General features: G+C 33.6%; 24 protein-coding genes and 2 pseudogenes. 8 read left to right on the plus strand and 18 right to left on the minus strand.

Going from position 1 to position 24,371, the window contains the following annotated elements; all coding sequences use genetic code 11:
• Nucleotides 1-122: 122 nt before the first annotated feature.
• The 6 genes from JFT95_RS13390 to JFT95_RS13415 form a co-directional block, all read right to left on the minus strand.
• Nucleotides 123-752: a class I SAM-dependent methyltransferase gene (locus tag JFT95_RS13390; RefSeq protein ID WP_201052500.1), complete on the minus strand. Its 630-nt coding sequence runs from the start codon at nucleotides 750-752 to the stop codon at nucleotides 123-125.
• A gap of 129 nt (nucleotides 753-881) precedes the next feature.
• On the minus strand, nucleotides 882-1,877 hold the full coding sequence (gene cuyA / locus JFT95_RS13395; protein WP_002066210.1) for a D-cysteate sulfo-lyase: 996 nt from the start codon (nucleotides 1,875-1,877) through the stop codon (nucleotides 882-884).
• Nucleotides 1,878-2,125: 248 nt separating this feature from the next.
• Nucleotides 2,126-3,364, minus strand: coding sequence for a DUF4073 domain-containing protein (locus tag JFT95_RS13400; RefSeq protein ID WP_201052502.1), 1,239 nt, complete (start codon nucleotides 3,362-3,364; stop codon nucleotides 2,126-2,128).
• Nucleotides 3,365-3,766: 402 nt separating this feature from the next.
• Nucleotides 3,767-4,225, minus strand: a complete 459-nt coding sequence (locus JFT95_RS13405) for a VOC family protein (RefSeq protein WP_098635566.1) — start codon at nucleotides 4,223-4,225, stop codon at nucleotides 3,767-3,769.
• A 536-nt stretch (nucleotides 4,226-4,761) separates the two neighbouring features.
• A complete protein-coding gene (locus JFT95_RS13410) occupies nucleotides 4,762-5,397 on the minus strand; it encodes a LysE family translocator (RefSeq protein WP_098635565.1) in 636 nt (211 codons plus the stop codon).
• A 216-nt stretch (nucleotides 5,398-5,613) separates the two neighbouring features.
• Nucleotides 5,614-6,195, minus strand: coding sequence for a DJ-1/PfpI family protein (locus JFT95_RS13415; RefSeq protein WP_088039748.1), 582 nt, complete (start codon nucleotides 6,193-6,195; stop codon nucleotides 5,614-5,616).
• Between the two features lie 142 nt (nucleotides 6,196-6,337).
• On the opposite strand from JFT95_RS13415, the pseudogene JFT95_RS13420 reads away from it, so the two are divergent.
• Nucleotides 6,338-6,773, plus strand: a pseudogene (locus tag JFT95_RS13420) (Lrp/AsnC family transcriptional regulator).
• 96 nt (nucleotides 6,774-6,869) lie between these two features.
• On the opposite strand, the gene JFT95_RS29895 reads toward JFT95_RS13420, so the two are convergent.
• The 3 genes from JFT95_RS29895 to JFT95_RS13430 all read right to left on the minus strand — a co-directional run bounded on the left by JFT95_RS29895 (nucleotide 6,870) and on the right by JFT95_RS13430 (nucleotide 8,654).
• A complete protein-coding gene (locus tag JFT95_RS29895; RefSeq protein ID WP_255288373.1) occupies nucleotides 6,870-7,004 on the minus strand; it encodes a hypothetical protein in 135 nt (44 codons plus the stop codon).
• 67 nt (nucleotides 7,005-7,071) lie between these two features.
• The gene (locus JFT95_RS13425; protein WP_201053654.1) at nucleotides 7,072-7,992 is read right to left on the minus strand and encodes a class I SAM-dependent methyltransferase; all 921 of its coding nucleotides are present in this window, start codon (nucleotides 7,990-7,992) and stop codon (nucleotides 7,072-7,074) included.
• Nucleotides 7,993-8,180: 188 nt separating this feature from the next.
• Nucleotides 8,181-8,654: a DUF4188 domain-containing protein gene (locus JFT95_RS13430; protein WP_002128099.1), complete on the minus strand. Its 474-nt coding sequence runs from the start codon at nucleotides 8,652-8,654 to the stop codon at nucleotides 8,181-8,183.
• Nucleotides 8,655-9,079: 425 nt separating this feature from the next.
• Between JFT95_RS13430 and JFT95_RS13435 the strand changes: the two genes are divergently transcribed.
• Together JFT95_RS13435 and JFT95_RS13440 are read left to right on the plus strand one after the other, a co-directional pair.
• Nucleotides 9,080-9,673, plus strand: coding sequence for an AAA family ATPase (locus tag JFT95_RS13435; RefSeq protein ID WP_201052504.1), 594 nt, complete (start codon nucleotides 9,080-9,082; stop codon nucleotides 9,671-9,673).
• A 150-nt stretch (nucleotides 9,674-9,823) separates the two neighbouring features.
• Nucleotides 9,824-11,043, plus strand: a pseudogene (locus tag JFT95_RS13440) (LPXTG cell wall anchor domain-containing protein).
• A 72-nt stretch (nucleotides 11,044-11,115) separates the two neighbouring features.
• On the opposite strand, the gene JFT95_RS13445 reads toward JFT95_RS13440, so the two are convergent.
• Both JFT95_RS13445 and JFT95_RS13450 read right to left on the minus strand, forming a co-directional pair.
• Nucleotides 11,116-11,787 (minus strand): ABC transporter ATP-binding protein, encoded by a 672-nt coding sequence (locus tag JFT95_RS13445; protein WP_002084586.1) that lies wholly within the window; start codon nucleotides 11,785-11,787, stop codon nucleotides 11,116-11,118.
• On the minus strand, nucleotides 11,787-12,851 hold the full coding sequence (locus tag JFT95_RS13450) for an ABC transporter permease (RefSeq protein ID WP_061688614.1): 1,065 nt from the start codon (nucleotides 12,849-12,851) through the stop codon (nucleotides 11,787-11,789). The genes JFT95_RS13445 and JFT95_RS13450 overlap by 1 nt, the downstream gene beginning before the upstream one ends.
• Nucleotides 12,852-13,036: 185 nt before the next feature.
• Here JFT95_RS13450 and JFT95_RS13455 point away from each other — a divergent pair, with 185 nt between their 5' ends.
• Together JFT95_RS13455 and JFT95_RS13460 are read left to right on the plus strand one after the other, a co-directional pair.
• The gene (locus tag JFT95_RS13455) at nucleotides 13,037-13,678 is read left to right on the plus strand and encodes an ArsR/SmtB family transcription factor (RefSeq protein WP_201052505.1); all 642 of its coding nucleotides are present in this window, start codon (nucleotides 13,037-13,039) and stop codon (nucleotides 13,676-13,678) included.
• 50 nt (nucleotides 13,679-13,728) lie between these two features.
• Nucleotides 13,729-14,988, plus strand: coding sequence for an MFS transporter (locus tag JFT95_RS13460; protein WP_201052506.1), 1,260 nt, complete (start codon nucleotides 13,729-13,731; stop codon nucleotides 14,986-14,988).
• 235 nt (nucleotides 14,989-15,223) lie between these two features.
• On the opposite strand, the gene JFT95_RS13465 is transcribed toward JFT95_RS13460, so the two are convergent.
• From JFT95_RS13465 to JFT95_RS13480, 4 genes are all read right to left on the minus strand, one after another.
• Nucleotides 15,224-15,559, minus strand: a complete 336-nt coding sequence (locus tag JFT95_RS13465; protein WP_016120496.1) for a DUF3221 domain-containing protein — start codon at nucleotides 15,557-15,559, stop codon at nucleotides 15,224-15,226.
• A gap of 290 nt (nucleotides 15,560-15,849) precedes the next feature.
• Nucleotides 15,850-16,320, minus strand: coding sequence for a DinB family protein (locus JFT95_RS13470; protein WP_078175820.1), 471 nt, complete (start codon nucleotides 16,318-16,320; stop codon nucleotides 15,850-15,852).
• A 237-nt stretch (nucleotides 16,321-16,557) separates the two neighbouring features.
• Nucleotides 16,558-17,934, minus strand: a complete 1,377-nt coding sequence (locus JFT95_RS13475; RefSeq protein ID WP_002168021.1) for a sensor histidine kinase — start codon at nucleotides 17,932-17,934, stop codon at nucleotides 16,558-16,560.
• Between the two features lies 1 nt (nucleotide 17,935).
• A complete protein-coding gene (locus tag JFT95_RS13480; protein ID WP_201052507.1) occupies nucleotides 17,936-18,613 on the minus strand; it encodes a response regulator transcription factor in 678 nt (225 codons plus the stop codon).
• 610 nt (nucleotides 18,614-19,223) lie between these two features.
• On the opposite strand from JFT95_RS13480, the gene JFT95_RS13485 reads away from it, so the two are divergent.
• Nucleotides 19,224-19,736 carry a DUF6141 family protein gene (locus JFT95_RS13485; protein ID WP_002033084.1) on the plus strand — a complete coding sequence of 171 codons (513 nt, stop codon included), beginning with the start codon at nucleotides 19,224-19,226 and terminating at the stop codon, nucleotides 19,734-19,736.
• 222 nt (nucleotides 19,737-19,958) lie between these two features.
• Here the strand turns inward: JFT95_RS13485 and JFT95_RS13490 are convergent, their stop codons facing one another.
• The 3 genes from JFT95_RS13490 to JFT95_RS13500 all read right to left on the minus strand — a co-directional run bounded on the left by JFT95_RS13490 (nucleotide 19,959) and on the right by JFT95_RS13500 (nucleotide 22,272).
• Nucleotides 19,959-20,798 (minus strand): YitT family protein, encoded by an 840-nt coding sequence (locus JFT95_RS13490; protein ID WP_000747487.1) that lies wholly within the window; start codon nucleotides 20,796-20,798, stop codon nucleotides 19,959-19,961.
• A 346-nt stretch (nucleotides 20,799-21,144) separates the two neighbouring features.
• Nucleotides 21,145-21,414, minus strand: coding sequence for a 2TM domain-containing protein (locus JFT95_RS13495; RefSeq protein ID WP_000438998.1), 270 nt, complete (start codon nucleotides 21,412-21,414; stop codon nucleotides 21,145-21,147).
• Nucleotides 21,415-21,630: 216 nt separating this feature from the next.
• Nucleotides 21,631-22,272, minus strand: a complete 642-nt coding sequence (locus JFT95_RS13500) for a hypothetical protein (RefSeq protein ID WP_201052510.1) — start codon at nucleotides 22,270-22,272, stop codon at nucleotides 21,631-21,633.
• Nucleotides 22,273-22,583: 311 nt separating this feature from the next.
• On the opposite strand from JFT95_RS13500, the gene JFT95_RS13505 reads away from it, so the two are divergent.
• Nucleotides 22,584-23,615 carry a S66 family peptidase gene (locus tag JFT95_RS13505; protein WP_201052511.1) on the plus strand — a complete coding sequence of 344 codons (1,032 nt, stop codon included), beginning with the start codon at nucleotides 22,584-22,586 and terminating at the stop codon, nucleotides 23,613-23,615.
• A 196-nt stretch (nucleotides 23,616-23,811) separates the two neighbouring features.
• A complete protein-coding gene (locus tag JFT95_RS13510; protein WP_201052512.1) occupies nucleotides 23,812-24,222 on the plus strand; it encodes a DUF3224 domain-containing protein in 411 nt (136 codons plus the stop codon).
• The last annotated feature ends 149 nt before the right edge of the window (nucleotides 24,223-24,371 follow it).

A 24,371-nucleotide genomic window follows, 5' to 3' on the forward strand; every position in this document is an offset into this window, starting at 1 on the left:
TAAATTAAGCGAAGTAAGGGACGCCATTTGACTCCCCTTACTTCGCCTTTAAAGAACAATGAGTGAATAGCTTACTCAACCAGCTTATTAAGTAACCTTTCACTATTTTTACACAATGGTAATTATAGTGTTTTTTGACATTTGATCATTATAAATTTAAATGGAGGTTTACTTGCCATATTTTTATGTGGCTCCACAATTTCCGTAGTTTCCATCAGTCCATATTTTCCAAAGTCTTGTTTTACCGAGTCAACATCATAAAAATACATTTTTACCCCTTCCATTATCTCGAAGTAGTCTTTACCAAGTTGTTTCCCCTTCCCAAACATTGGGGCATCTTTAGAAATAGTAGTAAAAATCATATATCCGTTTGGTTTTAACTGACTATAACAATCTTCAATAAACTTCTCTCTCTCATCCTTATTCAACAAATGAATAAGTGCATAAGAAAATATGCCATCATACAGTTTGTTATCAAAAGGCATATCCGTAACTGAACCATGGAATAAATTAGCATTAATTTCATTTTCCCTCGCCAATTCGATCGCTGTTTTTGAAATTTCAATACCTGTTACTTGTATTTCGTTATCAATAAAAACCTTTGCATTTCTTCCATATCCAATACCAGGAATCAATATATCCTTCACTTTCTTTTCAAGGAAAAAATCCTTCGTCAAAATTGCGGAATCTGCAGCTTCAAATCCCCACATCATTTGATTTTCTATAAAACTTGCTTCCCAAAATTCTGTCATACATCAATCTCCTTTATATATCGTTGTTTACCGTTGAATGTTGAAAAATCATCGCATATTCACGAAATTGTATCAAATTTCAACATTAATTCAAAACAAAAAGCATTGGATACCCAATGCTTTTTACACTTACGCAAATAGAGACGTATTCGCATATAAAGCTGGTGAACCACCTGAATGTACGAATAAAATGTTGTCTTCTTTATTAAATTTGCCTTTTCTAATTAAATCAATTAATCCTGCTACTGCTTTACCTGTATAAACTGGATCAAGTAAAATACCTTCTGTTTTCGCAAGTAATTGAACTGCTTCTACCATTTCTGGCGTCGGTAACGCGTAACCTGGTCCTACATATTCATCAAAGCATGTAACTGCTTCGCGTGAAATAGAGTTTGGAATACCTACGTGAGCTGAAGTTTCATCTACAAGTTTTGCTACTTTCTCTTCTTGCTCCGCTTTTCCTCTACTTACGTTAATTCCGATTACAGGAATTTTACTTTGTGTTCCGGAAAAACCAGTAATTAAACCAGCATGCATACCAGCGCTACCACTTACACAAACAACTGAACTGAAATCAATTCCTTGCTCAAATGACTGAGCCATAATTTCTTGCGCACAAGCAATATATCCCATTGCGCCAGTAGGGTTCGATCCACCAACTGGAATGACATATGGTGTATTTCCTTTTTCACTTACTTCTTTCGCTACTTTATGCATCTCTTCCATAAGATCTGTTCCGTTTGGCACAACAATTACGTTTTCAGCACCTAATAAATGATATAAGAAATAGTTTCCGTTAAAGTCTGGCTTTTCTTCTGGCTCAAGCCCTTCTTCTAGCACAAGAATACATTTCATTTTTTCTTTTACCGCAGCTGCAAGTGTTAGACGGCAATGGTTTGACTGAATACCACCAGCTGTAATTAACGTATCTGCACCCTTTTCCTGTGCATCCGCAACTAGAAACTCTAACTTTCTCGTCTTATTACCGCCAGCTGTTAAACCAAGTAAATCATCTCGTTTAAAATAAATAGTTGGCCCACCAAGTGCTTCAGAAAAATTGTTTAATTTTTCAATTGGTGTATATGATTCTGTATATTTTTTTCTCGGAAATTTAGCTAAATTCATCAATAACGCTCCTTTTATACTCTTTCACAGTAAATGTAACCATACTATTATTACATGGAAAAATGATGAAGTCACCTTTCTGGATTAAAAATGTATCGAAATTCAGTAAATGAAATTATATAGGCGATATTTTACTTTTACTGGCGATTCAACATAGAATATCGACTTACCGACAAAAAACGGCTTACAAAATCCATTTCTCATCACTCAAAAAAGAGCCCACACATTTAAATGCGGGCTCTCTCCAATCACTTATTTGCCGAAAAACGAAGAAGCTGTGTTAATCCTGGCTCTAAATTCATTTCTCCTTTGTGACGTACGTATACGATTTTGTCGCCATCAAATTTTGGCGGTTTTCCTGGATTATACGTATTCCACTCGTTCGTTCCTTCTACAGAGTACTCCATATATTCTGTTGCACCAACGATTACATTATTTCTATCATCAGCCGTCACATCTGGTGCCATTTGTTCGATTTTTGCATCACTAATTGATAATTTCTTTATATCCTTATCACGTTTATAATCGTAAGCCGTTACGACTACATCGTTACCATATGCTTTTATTTGTAATCCTTGTTTGAAAGAATATCCATCCGGCGCAGTCTTCTCGCCACCATTTGGTCCATCCGACATCCAACCAGTTTCAATTCCGCCCGTATTTACAACCGTAAATCCTTTTTCATCTCCGCCTGTAATTTTCTTTTTACCAGCCCAATCTGGTAAGTTTAAATCCCAATGTGTATGACTCGTAAAGAAAACTACTTGCGGATAGTCTTTTAATATATCGTACAATTTATCAACGTTTAAATAATCTTGTAAATATGGATTTTGTCTTGATCCAGATACTGTATCAGGTAAAACGTGATGAGAGAAAATGAAAATTGGCTTATTTTTATCTTTTTGACTATACTCTTCTAAATTTTGTTTTAACCATCCTAATTGCTCATCACTCATATATACTTCATCCCACATTTTTGAATCGTGGTATTTCATATATTTTTCAGTTCCTAAAAATAAAAGCGGATAACCATCTAATTCTTTTTTATGATATACCTTATCTTGTCCGCTAAATTTTAAATATCGATTAAACAATGTCTCTTCCGTTACACCATTTGGCCATGTATTTTGAGAGAGTTTCCCATCAGCTGTCCATTTACCAGCGTAAAATTCATGATTCCCAACAGTTGACCATACATTTTCCGGATGCTTATTCTTGTTTAACACACGCTTCACATCATCATATTGTGACTGCTGTCCAGTTGGCGTTATATCCCCATTCATAATAAGCGCTCTAGAAAGTGGTGTCACTTTGTTCATATCTTTTAATACGTGATCAAAATCCCCTAAATCCCCTTGAATATCACTAATAACATTAAACATCGTCGCTGTTTTTCGTGCTTGTGCTTGTTCTTTTCCCTCAGCATTCATCGAAAACGTTGGTAATAACACTGCCATAACGGCTAACGAAGCAACTGCCTTTTTCATACAATTTCTCCCCCTAATAATAGAATGTATAAACTGACATGTTTTGCGTTCTCTTAGTTGCTTGTCCAATTCATATTATAAAGAGGGATTGTAAAGATTAATGGAGTAAAAATTTAAGTATTTTTTAAGAGATTTTGTCTTTTTTTCGCATTCCACAATTACCGATTCGCGCCAATCTAACTTTCTAGCTTTTAACATTAAATAAATGTAAATTTATATAATACATCTTTTAGTTTAATACGTTGTCTTTTAATCTCAGTTACATTACTACAACAAAATACTCTACCTTTTTAAGTTCTCTTCATTTAATCCGAACAACTCTGGTAAAGTAAAACGTCCATCTTTTCTGTATATTTTTCACAAAAAAACAACGTTTTTCCCCTTTTATAGATACAATCTCATTTATTTTTCTTGGTGCTCCGCATCCCATTCACTTAAATAAGATGCGTATTCTAATTCATCTGGATTATCATGTAACATAGAAATAAACTCTAATTTATTCCCATCACAATCCAGAAAGTATACACTTGCAGCTGGCATCCACCTTTGGACAATTGGCTCTTGATTTCCTTTCCCTTGGCTTCCCACCACTTCTATTCCACGATTCTCTAACCACAATTTAGAAGACTTTAGAAATTCTAAATCTACACCAAAAGCAAAGTGTTTTATCTCAAAATCTTCAATATTATGTACTTCCCATACTCCAAGCATTTGCTTTTTACTTTCTCCTACCCAAAAGAAGGCCACCTTTCTTTTGGATAGTTTTCTTGCTAATGCTAACCCCAACTTATTTTGATAGAAATCTATCGCCTTTTCTAAATCTCTTACATGTAAATGTGTTTCATATATGCTCTGTATCATTCTGCTTATTCCTTTCTTTATTAGTTAAGTAGTTACTGTAATTCTAAATCTGAAGTATGTATAATCATTGTAATTTATCTCCATATCCAATATACCTATTTACTATTCTATCGAAATTGAAATATGATAAATCCAACTGAGGTAGTAAATTCAAATAAAAATTCTACTACTTTTGCAGGAGAAATCTCCAATACATTCAGATGAAATCATACTAAAATAATAAAAAAGCGCTATTCTTTTAGTAAGAATAGCGCTTTTGACTCTTGGAGTTAGTTAATATTTTTCAGTAAATAGGTATGTGCAATTACCCCATCACTATCAAGCTAAGTTCATACACCGTCAATTATAGTAAAGGTTGTTTCTTTTTTAAAGGCTATGTGTAAGGAATTTAACCCTCCCCCAGGAATCAAAAAATTTTTGAGGGGATGCCTGCGTAATATAACATATTTACAATTACGTTGCATTTAGGTTTAAAATGCGTATCTTTTTCATCTATATTTCAACTACCATATTTAAGTTTATAAGAGTTATGCTTTTTAAATAAAAGTAATTACTTGTTTTATAAACTCGTAACCAAAATAACCACTAAATCCGAATAGTACTATTGCGGTAAATATAGATACCCATTTAATAAAGGTTGGATTTAGAAACCGTCTAGTAAAATGAACAAAGCTTAATAAGACCATATCATGCATAAAGATACCTAATAAAATACCTACAGCTATTAATATAAATGTTGATGTACTTGCACTACCTAATGAAGAAACTAGAACCGGCCCAAAGACCCCTATCCAAAAGACAATATTAGCCGGTGATATAGCAATCATAAAACCAGATAAATAAGCTGTTAATAAAGATTTATTAGGATCTTCTCCCTCTATGTTAACTTCTGACTTTGCTTCTTTAATACTTTCTATTCCAATAAACATTAAAAACCCAAAACCTAGTAACCACATAACTGCTTCTACCCACGGATTGGTTAATACACTAGAGAACCCTAGATAAATCAGAACTATTAAAGATAAATCTACAGTCATTCCTCCTATACCTACAAACCAACCATGTACGAAACCATTTCTCATTCCTTGTTTAGTCATTTGGACAGTCATAGCACCTGCAGGTATTGATAAAGATAAACCTAACAATATATATGTAAAGAGTGTTACAATCATAAAAATTCTCCTATTTTAATCAATTATTATTCTTTTTATTAAATTATGCATGAAAAGGGCACTTACCTTTGATCGATTCATTACCATCTGTTATTACAGATTATTTCCATTCTCTTTTATCTGGAGCAGTCACCCAATTAGATGACCACTCTTTTGGACCATGTTCGTTAAGATATTTTAAAATACTCCAAGTACCCCTTTGTTGAAGAGCAATGCCTAAAACCCCATAAGATCCTTTACATGTTTAGCGTTCTTTTTAGATGTTAGTTTTTCAAGTAATAAAAATGCAACATCAAAAGCTGTACCTGGATTTGAAGATGTAATAATGTTTCCATCTTGAACGATTAAATCATTTTGTACTATTGCACCGAAATTCTTTAACTGCTCTTTTCGTTTACTCGTCGGATGACTGTATGTGGTGGCTTTTTTATCTGTAAGAATTCCGCTTTTTCCAAGCGCTAATGATGCGACACATATACTGGCAATAGGCTTCTGCTTGGCATAAAAATGTTGAATAACATGTAAGAATTCTCTACTATATGCATCCCGATAAAAACCAGCTTCTTCAAAACCTCCTGGAATAGCTAATGCCTCAAACTCATCTAATTGAATATCATCAACCGTTTTTTCGGGTATGACAGTAAAATTCCAAGTACAGGTTAATTTATTCCGAAGGCCAACTGTTACGACCTCAGTTGATCCATCTCCCTCCCATTTATTCCAACCTAGTACATCTGTAAATACACTAGCTTCTACTGCTTCAAATCCATCAGCTAATAATAATAAAACCTTTTTCATATTGTAAATCGCCTCCTGTTATCCTTATTTTATACAAATATATAAGGCTGATAAATAAGTTTGATAAGGATATTTGATTGTTTGGCTTTATTATATAAGGAATTTAGGTTATTCTATTTTATAAAAAAAGATTGGATAATTTATGGATCAAATTGATAAAAAAATCGTGGGATTATTACAGTCAAATGCAAAAATTTCAATGAAGGATCTAGCAGAAGCCGTTCACTTATCTGCTCCGTCAGTAACTGAGCGAGTACGGAAGTTAGAGGAGCAAAAAATTATTGAAGGTTACCATGCACATGTTTCTCTAAAAAAAATAAACCGTCCAATTTCTGCACTTATATTGTTTAAATCAAAGGATTGTAAATCATTAGCTAACTTTTGCTATAATCATCCAGATGTACTTGAGTGTTACAGAGTAGCAGGGGAAATTAGCTATATTGTCAAATTAGCAACGTATTCTGTAGAAAGTTTAGAACAATTTATTGATGATACAATGCAAAATGGTACACCATCAACGAATATCGTGTTATCTTCTTATGAAAAAAATAATTGCTCCTTTTATTAGTGAAGAATAAAAATACTGGCACAATCAATTAACTATTACTTACTCAATAATCCTTAATCCTTTAAAAATAGCCCTGATTTTTTTGACTGTATAAAAATCAGGGTCTCTAATCATTTTTATCGTTTTTGGGTAACCCATTTTTATTAGCTGGATAACGATGTGCAATTACCCCTATGTAAACATTTAAATTATTCTTCACAATCCCTCTACTTCCAATAGCAACATGCTTATTACTTCCCATCACTACACCTCATTTCCTTTTTTACAAAAAAAAGACACAGAGATCCCTCCCCATGCCTACTAATTCTCTACTTCTTCACCGCATGTACATAATGCACCGTCTCAAAAGCTTCTAAATAATCGTTTCGTCCTTCAAAATATAATGTATTAATATCCTCTGGTGATATGTGCTCATAAATGAGTAAGCCCGACTTCTCTAACAGTGCTTCCATTTCGGTATAAGAAAAGCATGATTTCATCGGTTCTCCGCCTATCTCAGCCATCTTTATCATATTTTCAACTCGATTGGATAATCCTTTTTCCGTAAATAAATTTTCATCAGGATAATCGAAAACGATAGAACTTCCTGCTGGAACTATCTCGAATAAATATTCTATTAAACTGGAAAGTTCCTCTTTCGTTAAATAATACGTAACACCTAAAAGGCTAAAGAAAGTCTTTTTATTTTCAAATCCTTCATTTACTAATGTTTGCTTCGAGAAACCTTTAGTAAAATCCATTGAAATAAAATGAAGATTGCTTGGGATTTCAAGCTCTGCTTCTTTCACTCTTTGTATTTTAAACTCTTGCGTAGAAGGATGATCCACTTCAAATATTTCTATTTTATTTTCTAATTCTCGGTGTCTAAAACTTAACGTGTCTAAGCCCGCACCGAGTATAACGTATTGTTTTGCTCCTAATGTAATCTCATGTAGTAATACTCTTTCACAATATGCCGCACGCGCTAAAGGTGTTGGTGATAATTGAACTTGCGTAATCCACTTTAATATTTCTTTCGGATTATCTTGAAACTGCTGTGCAATGTCTTTATTGAAAAAATGTATTCCTTGAACCATGTTCGTTTCAATATCATTACGTTCTTTTTGTGAAATGAAATCCTTAGCTATATAATCATCAAAGATTTTCGGACTATCAAATTCACTATGATATGCCCTTCCGAAAGCTGATACTAACGACGTTATACTTGCTTCACCTTTTTTCACGCACATACACTCCTTCATTTTCACAACAAAAATAGGGTCCCCCTGGCCAGGAGAACCCTATTATACACTTTATTTTTATAATGGTAAATTATAGCATAAATAAGTTTTTTCGTCAAGTTTTCAGCCTGCTAACACTCCGACACTTTGTATATTATCCGGCAGGAACATCGAAATTATATGCACAATTTTCCGAATTATTTATTCATTCTTTTTTGAGCAGTATTAGTATCTTGAGATACTGGTATATGTTCGGTAGCTCTAGATAAACCTGTTTTTGGCATATTAACATAGATTGCTTCAGAAGCACCTTTTTCTATTTGATAGGTTTCGTGAAAAACACCGACACTCCCATTATCTTTAATCTTATTATTGTAGGATTTCCAAGCATATGAATGATTTTTTCCGTGAGCATAGTTTACTAATTCGTCGAATCCCTTCCAGTATTGAATTAGGATTACTTTTCTCCAACTAAATAAGAATTCTGTATGTAAGAAACCCCATTGTGGATTTTGATACAATTCTTTAATCATAGGTCCCATAGCATTAAAAACTGGTATCCACTTCCAAAATTTTAATAGGTTATTAATACGCATACCAATAATAAAAACAACAAATTCTTGATCCTTGCTATTGGCTATATGCCTGCCGTTAAAAATTTTAGCCCCCACTTTAATCCCCCTTTTTTACTGAACATAAATAATGTGCAGCTCCCAAATAAACCATAACACTTTTCCATGAATTTTCCAATTGATTCAACATAGATTATGAAAGGCTGTACTTAACAATAAAGGATATATGTTTCCTACCTTTTTATTATTAACAGCTATTTTTAATATTTGTTCTAAACCTCCTTTTCACCAGGAACATTTTCATAATATATTTCAATAACGATAGCATTGCCGCTCCCTTTCTAAACAGAATATTTTTTAGTTCATTTGAGTTAGGACAACATCACACTTTTCACATTAGGGAATTATTGGATAAATAAGTTTTTTGGTGAAATTTTCAGCCCATTACTACTCAGCCACTTTGTATTTTCTTCGGCAGGAAAATTGTCGATTCACACCGAACATTCCAGATTATAACAATACATATGGAGGCCAATATGAAACGATTAGTCATTATTACAGTAGGAAAAACCCACAGTGGAAAAACAACATTTGCTAAAGAACTAGAAAAAAAGTTACCCCACTCTTTCGTTATGGATCAAGATAACCAAGCAGAATTTATTAACACGCATTATGAAAAATTACAGCCAACTGAAGGCCCTAATACATTTAAGCACGCTCTTTCGAAATTCATTGTTGATTATGCAAAAGAACATACAAATTTACACCTTATCATTTGCAACTCAAATAGAAGCCGAAACGGCCGAATCTATTTGCTGAATGAGCTGTTTAAGGAAGAGGAATATGTACGCATACTCGTTCGTTTTGACATTCCAGATGATATTCTTTATGAAAGAGTAGCTCGTAGTAAGCGAAGTATAAATATATTTAGAGGTAACTATTCCAGTTTCAAAGAAGTACTCGTTCGACAACAGGCTGAATCTCAACATGAAGATGTAGTAGATCCTGTAGAAAATGAGGCTGATTATTTGTTTGTTATTCGCGATAGTAAAGATGTAAAATCTGCTATAGAAGAAATTGTTCATCTTGCTGAAGATTTGTCCCCTATCCCAAAATAAGAGACTATAAGAATCACATAATCATAGATTATTATGCAAATACTTCCTCTAGGCGCCGAACATGGTATATAATAATAAAATAATCTACTTCTATATGCTCAATTTTACACAAAACAGCTCATGCATATGAAAGAAAAGAGGTACAAAAATATGAAAACAAAACAAACAATCGCTGCGTCTACACTAGCTTTAGCAATGATTGCTGGCGCAAACTCTACTCATGCGGAAGTAACTGATGCTACTCCCCAGCAAAGTACGGGAGATCGCTTAGCTGAAATTAAGCAACATAGACAAGAGTTAGATGCGAAATTACAGCAGCACAAAGAAAATGTGGATCAAACATTAAATGAACTTAACCAAGTTAAGGAAAATGTTGATACAAAGGTGAATGAACTACATGAACGTAAACAAGTTGCAGATGAAAAAATTGGCGAGATGAAACAACATAAACAAGAGTTAGATGCAAAACTTCAGCAAGACAAACAAATCGCCGAAGATAAAATCGCTGAAATTAAAGAGCATAAAAAGCAAGTAGATGAAAAAGTTGCTGAAATTAAAGAGCATAAGCAAACTGTTGATGAAAAGGTTAATGAGATTAAAGAACATAAACAAACTGTTGATGAAAAAGTGAATGAAATTAAGCAGCATAAAGAAAATATCGATGCAAAGGTTAATGAGATTAAAGAACATAAACAAACTGTTGATGAAAAAGTGAATGAAATTAAGCAGCATAAAGAAAATATCGATGCAAAGGTTAATGAGCTTAAGGAAGTAAAAAAACAGGTAGATGACAAATTAGCTGAGTTAAAGAAAGCGAAACAAACTGCTGAGGACAAACTTGCTGAAATTAAAGAAAATAAACCGAATACAGGTAACACATTAGAAGAACTTAAGAAAATTAAAGGCAATTTAGATAGTCTTTCATCTAACTTAGAACTAGCTAAACAAGATGTGAAAAACAAATTAGCTGAGTTACAAGAAGCTAGACAAGATTTACTAAATAAAATAAACGAAATGAAACAAGCGAAACAAACTGTTTCAGACGATTTAACAAAGAAAAAACAAGACTTAGATATTAAAATAAACGATTTTAAACATACTGAGAAAAAATTGATGACAAATTAGCTGAGTTACATACAACAAAGCAAAATGTAGATAACAAAATTAATGAAGTATCACAACCAAAACAAACGACAGTGAATAATAACACTACTACTACACCTTCTACTGTTCCAGCGAAAAACGATGCTAGAGAACTTCCTAACGCTGGTAGTGAGCAATCAAGTAACGTGCCTTTAGGAATGTTATCTGTCTTAGGTGGACTTTTATTAGTAACACGAAATAAAATTAAAACGTTCTTCTCAAAATAAAGCTATTATAACTATTTTAAAATAATCATACAAAGGCCAACTGCACATATATGTACGGTTGGCCTTTTTTCTTTATATTAACTGCCCATCTCTAAGCGTCAATATACGATCACATACATCAAGCATTCTTTCATCATGCGTAATCATAATTGCTGCTTTTTGACTTTCTTTCACTTCACGTTTCATCATTTCCACGACTTCACGTGCGCGTTTTGAGTCTAAGCTTGCCGTTGGTTCATCCGCTAATATTAAATCTGGGTTGTTCATGAAAGCACGAGTGATTGCTACCCTTTGTTTTTCCCCGCCCGATAGTTGATTTGGATAATGAGTTTTTCTTTCAGATAATCCAAATGCTGCTAGCAAGTGATCCGCACGCTTTTCCGATTCTTGTTTGTTTTCTTTTTTTAGCTTTGCAATGTAAAGCAATTGTTCTTTTACATTTAAATATGGAACAAGATTTGCGAACTGGAAAATGAAGCCGATTTTTTTCAAACGAATGTCTGTCATTTCCTTTTCTGATAACTTCGTAATATTTTGCTCACGAATGTAAATATCCCCTTTTGACGGTGATAGTAAAGCACCTGCGATTGATAATAACGTACTTTTCCCTGATCCAGAAGGACCGACGATTCCGATAAATTCTCCAGCTTTCACATCAAGCGACATCGGATGAAGGGCTGTTACTTCTGTATTCCCTTCTCCGTACACTTTACTTACTTTGTCTAATTTTAATAATGAAGTCATTACATCCCGCCTCCAATTGCTTCTAATGCATCAACTTTTAATACTTGATATAACGAAATAAGTGTTCCTAAAATACTAATGACGATAAAGATTGCTGCATATTGTGCAATCATCGGTGTTGTTAATAAGAACGGCATACCCGCTGGTAAAATTTGTTCTAATCCTTGTACAAGAACAATACTGATTACCATCGCAACGACTGATAAGAATAACGCCTGCACGACTAAGCTATTTGCTAAATAAGAATTTTTCGTACCGATTGCTTTTAATACACCTAATTGCTGTGTTTTTTGCAATGTAATGACGTAGAAGAATACACCGATTAGTAACGCAGCGATAACAAGTAAGAACGCAATGATCATCGTTAATGTTCCTTGCTCTTCTTTAAATCCTGGAATACTTTGCAGTACTTCTTTTTTGTCGATAACATGTGCATTTTTAATTTCTTTATCTGTATTCAGCGCAATTGCACTATAATCTTTTTGGTTTGGTTGTGAAATAGAGCCCCATACGTCTTCATTTACATACACGACTGGTGTATGGCTAAACATTTGGTCTTTCGTAAATCCAACGATTGTAAATTCTTTCTTTGAAACAGGGTCGATAATTGTATCTCCAATATCGATTCCTTTTTCTTTAATTGATTCATCAGCAACCATTTCGTTGTTTGCTGTACCTAATTTCTCACCTTTTACAATTTTCGGTTCTAAAAATGAATCACGTTCACTTGAGAAAATAGCGACATCAACTTTTTTCGAACTATCTTTCTTTTCATAAGTTGAAACTTTCACACGAAACGGAACTGCCTCTTTCTCGCCTGCTTGATTTACTACGTTATCTACATCTTCTTTCTTAATTTGTGAACGAAGTAATTTATTTTCCGCATCATCCGCTAGTACAAACTTATTTGCCTCCATATTTTGAATCGATGAAGCATTATCATAGGATAATCCATTTGCTAATCCTGAAATTACAAGGACTAAAAATGATAATAACACCATAATAAGTCCGATTAATCCATATCTTAATTTTGATTGTTTTAATTCACGCAGAGCTAAAAACATTTCGCTCGCTCCTTCCTCTTTCTTTCTATGCACTAATCATAAAAAAGAAATATGAACGGAATATGAACAGAAGATTACAGAGCAAAAAAATAAATTTTCTGAAAGTATTGAAAATAAATAGAATCCTTGATACAATTCAGTCAAATAATATTGACCGAGTAATTTAATTCAAGGAGTTGATCATGTTGAAGCCCGTATTAACACTAACTACTTATAGCCAACTAAAAGCATTAAGCGATCCACTACGTGCCGAAATGATGATACGTCTATGCGAACGTCCTTATACTGGACAATTACTATCTGAGAAATTCGGCATTTCAAGGGCGAAAATTCATTATCATTTAAAAGAATTAGAAAAGAATGGGCTTATAGAGATCGTTTATACAGAAGAAAAGAATGGGATTGTTCAAAAGTTTTATCAATCTGTCGCTAAAGGCTTCACCCCTGCCGCAGATCTATTACCTCATTTAGAAATATTAAGCGAATCCGGTCGCCAAATCTTTTTACAAATGATAGAAAGAACGAAAAGCCAAATTCTCTCTGCACCAGAAGAAGCTTTTACATTACAAAATGCAAGTGAAGATCCAGCTAAGTGGAATTACGTTTCATCCTGCTGGGAATTTGATGCAACGCCAGAACAATTTCAAGTGTGGGTAAAAAAGTTTTATGAATTAATGGCTGAATTAAACGAAATCACAAAAGGTGCAGATAAAGATCCGAATAGTAAACCTTATTATATTTCTACTACTGCACTTCAAATCGCTGAGAGAACAATGCAGCAGTTTGTAAAAAAGAAGAAAAATCGTAATGCGATTTTTTTTAAATAAACGGTCAAATTTATTTTACCGAATAATTTTTTTATAAAAGAGTAGATAAAGTGGACATATTAAAAAACCGGAATTTCCTCTTATTATTTTTAGGGAGAATTTTTACAAACATAGGAGATAGCTTGTATTATGTAGCAGCGATGTGGCTCGTATATGAGCTGAGTGGTAATCCTTTTTATTCTGGATTAGCTGGTTTCCTTACATTATTACCTTCTGCACTTCAATTTCTTACTGGGCCATTCGTTGATAGATGGTCAATCAAAAACACCCTCGTCATCACACAAGTTCTGCAATGCGTCCTAATATTAATTATTCCTATTACACACTACTTCGACCTATTGACTGTTCAACTACTACTCATCATTATGCCCATCGTAGCCTTTATCGAACACTTCGCCTATCCCGCACAATCAAAAGCTTTACCACTTCTACTGCATAAAACACAATTATTAAAAGGAAATTCACTCTTTTCATTTGCGTATCAAGGCATTGACTTAATTTGTACGACTCTTTCTGGAATATTAGTAGCACTACTTGGCGCAATCACTTTATATGTAATCGACTCTTTTACATTCGCGATTACTGCCCTTTTGTTCTTTTCACTAAAAATGCCAAAGCAAGCAGAAACCAATACATCGCTATCAACTAAACAATATTTCTCTGATTTAAAAGAAGGCTTTTCAATCGTCTTTCGTTCATTAATGGGCATCTTCTTAATCGGTTCAGTTGTCGCTAATTTTTCAATCGGTATGACGATGGCGATACTTCCTTCTTTCGCCGATTCTTTAGGAGGGGTTAAATTATACGGTTTCTTTTTAGCCGCTATATCCGCCGGTAGTTTAATTGGAGCACTATTCAGTTCATGGGTTGGTAAACATAATATTAGCCATGTCTCCATTATTAGCTTTGCGACTAGCGCTTTCTTTTGGTTTCTCTCTACGTTTGTACCGTTTCAATGGTTATCAATTTTTTTATTCGGCTTAGCTTGGATACCAATTGGTGCGACCAACATATTATTTGCGACAATTAGTCAAACTTTAATTCCAAATCAATATCTTGGACGCATCAATTCAGTCACACGAAGCATGGGTACAATCGCTATGCCGTTCGGCTCTTTAATTGGCGGATACACCGCAAATGTATTTAGTAGCCAACTCATTTTCGCGCTCGCTAGCATCGGAATTTTATTCATTTCTCTCGTATGGCTACTTCATCCGAAATTACGTTCATTGCCGAAAGCTGATGAAATTACAGCGGATACTTTTGAGCTTCGCTTTAAGGAAGAGCGCGGGAAAGGTGCGGCTTTATAGCAAATAGAAAATATCATGTAATCCGTAATTTGTAGAGATAATAAAGTTATTTAATTTTAGGCTGTTTTCGTAAAAATTGTTGCTATTGGTTAACTTTTAACGGTTAAATTGTCTGATATAATTAAGAGAGTATGAATTAACAGTATAGATAACCATCACAAAAAAGCTCAGATTTGAATCCTGAGCTTTCTAAATATTACATTCTGTTTCACAATTACTCTCGATTGTTGAGAACTTATTTTTTAAATTGAATTCTGTTAGCCTTAGCTCGCCCAGGATAGGATGCAAATACATCTCCATCAATCCATACTTTTACTTCATCACCTTTTGACCATTCCTCTGTATTGTCATATGCTAAATAAATTAAAGGAATACCCTTTTCCTCTCCCTGTATCTCTGAAATTGATTTATTTTTTATATCTTCATACTTGTCCAGAGAAAGATTCTCTGAAAGTAATATCTCATTTTCTGTTACTTCTAAAATAATTCCTTCCATATCAGCCTTGCCACACCCTGCGAGTGAAATACTTAACAATATAACTGTAAATGCCATGAAAAATTTTCTTTTCATTAGCTACACACCTTACCTTTATAAGATTAGACGAATTTAACATTATATAAGTTTCAAACTTGTTCAACAGTCCACCAAATCCATTGTATTTTTCACTACCGAAAAATGGTGTATTATTTAATGTTTTCTCCTCCATAACTAACCCCCGTTCTAAATTTAGGACGGGGTTATGCCTGTTTTTTTTGGATGCAAGATACTTCACAACACTAAAAATATAACAATAAAGTCGTTTGAAAACCTAAGTTTTATTCAAAAATAGCACCCTTTAATGGAAGAACTAAAACGTTCATTCAACGATTTGATGGCCATGATCCCTGCATTTTTCTTAATTGCATAATTTGGCCTGTATGATAAGCATCATGAAGCATGATGTCTAGTAATTTACCCTCAAGTGAACTTTGCTCAAGCTCTTTTTCGGAAATTGCACTCAATACCTGTCTTAAATTACGTTGGGCATTTTCACAACGTTCAACGACTTTCTTCCATTCCTTATCATCATTAGATTGATTGGTAAGATAAAAGGTTTCATCACCGTCGAGATTATGTATCCATTCACGGCCTTCCAAGTTTGCTGCAAGTCTCTCTTTGTAATAAATGAGATGATTAACGTTCTCCCAAATGGTTTTAGTTGCCTCTCCATATGGTTTCCAGATAGCCTGTTCGGCTGTAAGTCCTTCTATAGCATGTTTAAACGGTGCATACCAACTCTCTTTATCGAATGTGGAATCTAGTCCGTTTAAAAACAAGTCAATTCGTTTCAAAGTAATCGCCTCCCTAAATAGTTAAAGTTTCAATAAAATCCTTATAACTCTGTAGAGATTCTACATTTTTAAATAAACTTCCTGCTAATCTTATTCCACAAACTGACCCAATTGTGAAATAGAATGACTCGCATTTTTTCAAACAACTTTTTATCACTTTACACGTAAGTGATAATATATTGACCAATTGACAAAAATAAGAAGAGGCTGTTCCAAAAACAGCCTCTTCCTTTCCATCTATTTCGGAAGCTCAACCCGAACAGTCGTCCCTTCCCCTTTCGTGCTATATACCGAAACGTTTCCATTATGAAGTTCAACAATTTTCTGCACGATCGATAACCCTAAACCACTACCTTCTATGTTTCTTGCCCTTGCCGTATCTACTTTGTAAAAACGATCAAATATACGATCCATTTCTTCTTTTTCCATACCGATTCCGTTATCTGATATAGAAATGACAATACCGGATTCTAATTCTTCTACAACAAATTCAATCGTCCCGCCATCGTTTGAAAACTTAATGCTATTCGTAAAAATATTACTCCATACTTGATGTAGTAGGTTTTCATCACCTTCTATAAATATGTCCGGTACATCAAATTCAACAGCTATATCTTTTTCACGCCATTTCCATTCGAGCATAAAAATGACGTCTTTAATTTGCTTCTGCAGATTGAATTCTTTTATCTGTAAAACCTTCTCTTCTTTATCTAAAGAAGCAAGCGTAAGTAACTGTTTACATAAACTAGACATCCGCTTACTTTCACCCTCAATAATTTTCAAGTAACGTTTTCTTTCCTCTTCACTCATATTCTCCGATTGTAATGTTTTCGAAAAACCTTGTATCGAAGAAAGTGGAGATTGGAATTCATGAGAAACGTTAGAAACGAACTCTTGTCTCATTTGGTCTAATTCTTTAATGCTCTTTGTCATCTTTTGAAAATTAGTCGCTAGTGTACCAATTTCATCTTTTCGATTTTCATCTAATTCGATATCATATTCACCACTTGCAATCTTTTGAGTCGCTTTCGTAAATGTTCGAATAGGACGAACAATATACCCTGCTGCGATCGCTATAAAAATGATACTTAATACAACGATGAAACCAAGTAATACCGCTAGAAAAATTCTCATTTCACCAAATTGTTGCTGAATATCAGGGCGAATGAATAAAGCGTACTGTTTATCATCGTGTTTTAGCGGTACACCGACACTATTAATTAATTCATTATCAAAAAATCCTGTAATAAAGAGGCGCGTTGGATATGTGGAAACGCCATTAAACGTTTCACCTTGCAATACTTTATGAACGGTATCATCACTAATTGTTATCTTACGAAACGCATTCCCAATACGCTTTCCATGATTTTCGTCATCTACAATATAAATTTCATACCCTAACTTCGCAATAGACTGTAAGTATGCCTCTTTATTCTCTTCACTTTGCTTTTCATATAATGATTTTACTTCTTTAGCATACATTAAAATCTTTTCACTATTGTACGGTTTTAACTTCACTTGATAATATACGTTCGTTAATAAAAAACCGATAATACTACTAAGAAGCATAATACCGACTGTCATAAAAACAAATCTAGAATATAGTGATTTCATTTTATTTCAACCCCAACTTATAACCGAGTCCGCGTACTGTCGTAATTTGAAAATCATCTGTTCGTTTTGAAAAACGATCTCGTAGCCTCTTCACATGAACGTCAACTGTTCGTTCATCTCCTTCAAAATCCATTCCCCATACTAATTCAATTAATTCTTCTCTCGAGAATGTTCTTCCAGGATAACTAGCAAGTTGTGATAATAATTCAAATTCCTTTAATGGAAGCAAAATCGTCTGACCGTTACACTTCACTTCAAACCCTTTTCGGTCAATTGTTGTACCGTGCAGCGTAATAATATCAGCATTAAGCATTTGATAACGACGCAATAATGCTTTCATACGGAAAATGACTTCAGCTGGCTCAAACGGTTTTACAATATAATCGTCCGTACCAGAAATGAATCCTTTTTCTTTATCTACTAGCTGATCTTTTGCAGTTAATAAAATAACAGGTATATCATGATACTTCCGGATTTCTTCACATAACGTATAACCATCAACAAACGGCATCATAATGTCTACTATCGCAAGATGAATATTTTCTTTCTCTAATACGCCTTGCGCTACCTTTCCATCTTCCGCTTCAAAAACTTTAAACCCCTCTTTTTGTAAATGGTAATGTAACAACTCTCTAATATGTTTATCATCATCAGCTAATAAAATATGTATCATCTTCATTAAACCCTCTCTTGTTCATCCTTCTACATTCTTACATTAAGAAACAATTGTACTTTTTGCAAGAAAAAGAAAAACAATTACAGCATTAATTTTTTCATGGCAATGAGCTAAATTTTAAAATCCATTACGTGAAATTATTGAGGTTATCAAAGATACTACGCATTAGAACCGCAATACAGTACAACAGATCGTATGATAATGTAGCTTTGGAATAAAGGTTCATAAATAATACCTACAAGCCAATATTTTACGATAAATAAAAAGAATCCATTTTGAAATAGATTTTAAATAGACTAAACTAAGAAGAGGATATTACGTTCAATATATGAGTATATATCCTCTTTTCTTATAAACATTAGATTACTTATACAGATAATAAAAATAAAACTCTATATGTATACTGAATTCGGAAAAGTTTGTATAATTTAGGTAGCTAACGTATCTCATAACGGAAAGCGTTGTGAGGTCTTTAGACTGAGCGTTAATTTTTTTAGGGGTGAAGTGCTATGAGAGTACAAGAGGTTCTCATAGAGAATAAAAACAAAGGATACATATTACTGGATCAAAAAGGATTCCCTGTAATAAATCATTTAGGAGGTGACAATTATTAATGAAACAACAAGAACGTATTATCTTTCGTGAGGTTCAGCGACCACAACAAATTTGGGTATGGATACTCATATTTGGGATCGCAGCACTGATGTGGTATGGATTCATTCAACAAATTATCCTTGATACCCCGTTTGGAGATAAACCAGCTCCCAATGGTGTGTTAATTGCTTTGTGGTTGTTTTTTGGGATTGCCTTTCCTGTATTAATGCTTGGGGTATTGAAACTGATTATAGAAGTCCGTGAAAAAGGTCTTTATGTTCGTTTTGTTCCTTTTCATTTTCAATATAAACAGTACCTTTTCAAAAATATATGTCACTATGAAAGCATTACTTACAGTCCACTAAAAAGATTCGGAGGATGGGGAATTCGTTTTAACCTTAAGGGTGAAACGGCCTATAACATGAATGGAAAGAAAGGTATAGAGTTAAAGTTGAAATATAACACAGTGGTAATCGGCACTCAAAAACCGGACGAATTAAAAAAAGCATTGGACTCGGCACAAAAAGCATAATGAAAATTAATCGTCAACAAACGGGTATCATTGTGGAATAAGAAAGGACATTACATATTAGTCATATAAAATATATAATGTCCTTGAATTTATTTGTTTTTTTAAAATTTAGGTCTTGATAATTAAGTGATCAAAATAGATTCTCATATTTTCGCATTAAGATTATTTCAATAAAAAACATTGCTCATTTTCTGCCTTTTTAAAAACTAATTCTAACTCTTATTAAGCTTTAGAAATATCAACAAATCCTTCTCCGAACACATCACGAACATCGTGTATAGCGATGAACGCAGCCGGATCTGTAGTTTGAACAATCCGTTTTAGCTTCACTACTTCTTGCTTATTAATAACAATATAAAGAATTTCCTTCGGAGTTTTCGTGTAATAGCCATGACCTGAGTACACAGTAACCCCTCTGCCCATTAAGGTAGTTACCTTCCCGGCAATTTCATTCGGGTTATCAGAAATAATCGTAATGGCTTTCTTCGGATTTAAACCTTCAATTACAAACTCCATCACTTTCGTTGCTACATATAGCATAATAATTGTTATCATCAGTTTTTCTGCACCAATGATGAAATAAGATGAAAACGCAACAATTAAATCGAAGAACAGTAAACCATAGCTAATGCTCCATCCTAAATATTTATGCGTCATTCTTGCTAAGATGGTAGTACCTGCTGTTGTTCCGCCAACGCGAATAATAAGACCAATCCCGCACCCAATAAATATTCCTCCGAAAATGGCATTTACAAGCATTTCATCCGAAGCAATCGTCCAACCTTCTGTCAAATGAAGGAATAGCGAGTTCGTAACTACAGCGATAATCGTATAAATTGTTGTAATCTTATTCAAAAATTTATAACCAGCTATTAACAAAATCGCATTTAAAATTAAGTTAACTAAGCCTGGTGACCATTCAAATAAATAATACGTAATAATCGTGATACCAGTTACTCCACCCTCACCAAACTCGTTCGGGATAACAAACAAATTGACACCTAACGCAAAAAGAAATGCACCAATAATAATAAAAATAATGTCTGTCGTTCTTTTTTTCATACAGTACCTCACTTCTTATGTAAATATTTATTCTGTCATAAACTCTCACCATTATATCGTGGAATATTCAAATCGAACAGTGGTTTATTTTTATTTTAATATAGGATGATAAAACAACTTTATCCTATATCCACATGTCATAAAAAAGTACAACAACTGTATTTATTATGTGCTGCAAATAAAGTTTTGATTTCACATGCAATTGACGCTTAAAAATGAATATGATTACTCAATCGCACAAACTTCGAATACAAAGCAAATAGGCGAAGCTATAGAATAGGCTTCGCCTCAAGCGTGTGATCATAAAGATTTATATGAAATTTTATATTCATGCATGGAAATAAATTTACTTATCTTTCTCCATATATTCTTTAATCTTTCGTTCTTCCCACTCTTTTCCGAATATCCCAAATGGAAAAGTTGTCAATCCGTGTATAACGATACCAATCCCCCAACCTGCAAGTGGATATAAAAACCATAATTTACTTGAATCAGAGCTTATATTTATAATAAAAAGCATTAAGTTCACTAGTATATAGACCGTTAAATGAATATAAAACGCTTGTAAATTCTCTACCCTTTTTTTAGCTCGTAAATAAACCTCATCTCGCTCCACCCTTAAACACCTCTTTCCATATTGTTTTTTTCACCTTCGCTCCAGTATTAACATCATATTCTAATCGAAAATCCGTTATTCTCAAAAAAACATAAAACAAAAAAGTACCCATCGAATTATCATACATATGATGATTCGATGGGTACTGCATGATACATTTAGTTTTTACATTTATTGTTTGGAGTAAATTGCAAATAACGACTTATACTCGCCTTATTAAGACCAGATCCATACATCCTCATTATTTTCAACGTTGCTCTTTACTTCATGAACTTTTTCGATATGATCCGTTGTGTTGTAGTTAATAGAAATTCCGCCCCAGCCTACATACTTCATATCAATTTTTACTTTCTCACCCGTATTAAATACTTGTCCTTTAGTTAAGTACACTTCAATAATAGCTTTCTTCCCATTTACTGATGGATACTGCACTACAACATATTTAGTAGAACCGTTCCCCTCATCTTCCATCGTTCCTATTTTTGATACTTCCCCAATTACATAATCAGGAGAACCGTCTTCTTTCATGTGCATACCTAATTTATTTGACGTATTTTCAACTGTATTTGCAATCATATATTCCGTAAAATTACGCATCATAGATCCAGTAGCTTTTACTTCATCCCCTACTTTCACATTTGAAAATGAATCAATATACACACTAACAGGTTCCTCATATTGCTTAGATTTTACAACAATTACACCGTTATCCACTTCTACTACTCGCCCTTCTAACGTCGAGAAATTTGATTCAATAGAAGCGGCACTCGCTTTTGATAGTTCTAATCCTGGTAAATTCGTTCCTGATAATGCTGCGATCCCTAAAGCACCTGCTAAAATTAATTTTTTCATACCCATATGTAACCTCTCCATTCATGATGATTATATTTTTTGATTGGATACGACCAACCTGTAACTATTATAGTTACAGATTATAGAAAATAGCAACCACCTTTCGCATGCAATGTTGCATACTGTAATTTTTAAATATAAAGTTTGATAAAAAGATTTATTGTATCTTATTCATATATTCAACAATAGTGTTAGCTTCATAAATAACAGCAGGTGTATTTGTTAATGGTGGCGAAATTAAATGTCATGTACTATGTTCTTCAACTCTACGGTTTGTATAGTCGTAGTTAATTACATTATGTAGGAGCGGAATTAATATGTTAATGAAACCAAAAAGATTACAGCCAGGAGATATTGTGGCGACAGTAAGTTCTTCATGGGGAGGTGCTGGTGATTCTAAGCTAAGATGGCGATATGAGCAAGGAGTAAAAAGATTAGAAGACGTCTTCGGTCTTAAGGTTGTCCCAATGCCAAATAGTTTAAAAGGTAGCGAATACCTTTACAACAACCCTGAGGCTCGTGCGGAAGATTTAATGACAGCATTTAAAGATACTCGTATTAAAGGAATTATTACGAATATCGGTGGAGAAGATAGCATCCGTTTACTCCCTTATATAGATTTTAATGTTATACGCGAAAATCCGAAAATTTTTATGGGATACTCTGACGATACCGTTTCACATTTGTTTTGCCATAAAGCAGAAATTTCCTCTTTTTACGGTCCAGCCATTTTAACTGATTTTGCCGAAAATGTAGAGATGGATCCATATACAATTGAAATGGTAAATCGAACTCTCTTTTCAAATGAGAATATTGGCGAGATTCAACCAGCTCATGAATGGACGAGTGAGCGTTTAGAATGGATAGAGATAAATAAAGATAAAAGGCGTACGATGCAACAAAACAACGGATATGAGCTACTTCAAGGCTCTATCACTGTACAAGGGCGTTTAATTGGTGTTTGTATAGAAGTACTGGAATTTGCAAAAGGAACGGAACTTTGGCCTGAGAAAAAACATTGGGAGAATACCATCATTTTCTTTGAAACTTCTGAAGACCATCCAGAACCAAGCTATATAAAGTATTGGTTACGAAATTACGCAGCGCAAGGCATTCTGCAAAAAGCAAAAGGCATCATTTTTGGTAAACCAAAAGACGAAATGTATTATGAAGAATATAAACACGAAATACTGAAAGTTATGAAAGAACATAACTTAGAAGATTTGCCGATTCTTTATAATTTAAATTTTGGCCATACCGAGCCGAAGTTTATTTTACCTTACGGCGCGTTGGCAGAAATTGATTGTGAAAATGGGGCTTTCTCTATTTTAGAGAGTGGCGTGGAATAAAGGAAAACTTTAAATAAGTATAGTCATTTTCCTGATCCTACAGAAAAAATAGCGTGTTTTTTCATTTTAGAGAGTATTTTATTTTGGTTAGCTTGATAGCGACATGAAAGGACCCCAATAAATAAAATCACTCCTATGAGATATGACTGTGAATTGATACTTTTTAAAAGTATATAATTGGAGGGAGATTACGTTTATGGAAGTAACATTTACAGTAAGTAAATGGGATGAAAAACTAATCGATGATACTAGAAAAGATTTTCCTATTAATATTGCCCATGTTGAATATGATATTGATGGTGAATTAAAAGGAAAAGCTTTTGTTGAATACTTATTATATTATTTAGACTCAAATATAAATGATGGTCACTTGGCTACTGCTAAAATTTCTGGATTTTTACACTTTGAAGGAATTTATAAGGGGCAACAAGGGACATTTACAGCTCTAGAGCAAGGAATATTTGATAAAGGAAATCTAGATTCCCCAGGAACAATTATTAAAGCTACCGGTAACTTAGAAAATCTGAGAGGGTCCTATAATTATCAGTTTACAGGTCAAACTAGTAAACTGATGTTAGAGTTTGAATTTCAGCAAAATACCCTATAATATAGTGGAAAGGACATTTCTTGTAATACTAGGAATGTCCTTTTTGTTGACAAGCTTATTCAACTATTCTTCTATTAGTTAAGAAAAGAACAGAGTATATTACATAACGCCTTATTATCAGTATTCAGCAATGTGTAAAATTTTAATTA

The organism is Bacillus sp. TH17, assembly GCF_016651125.1.
GTDB classification, from domain to species: Bacteria; Bacillota; Bacilli; order Bacillales; family Bacillaceae_G; genus Bacillus_A; species Bacillus_A mycoides.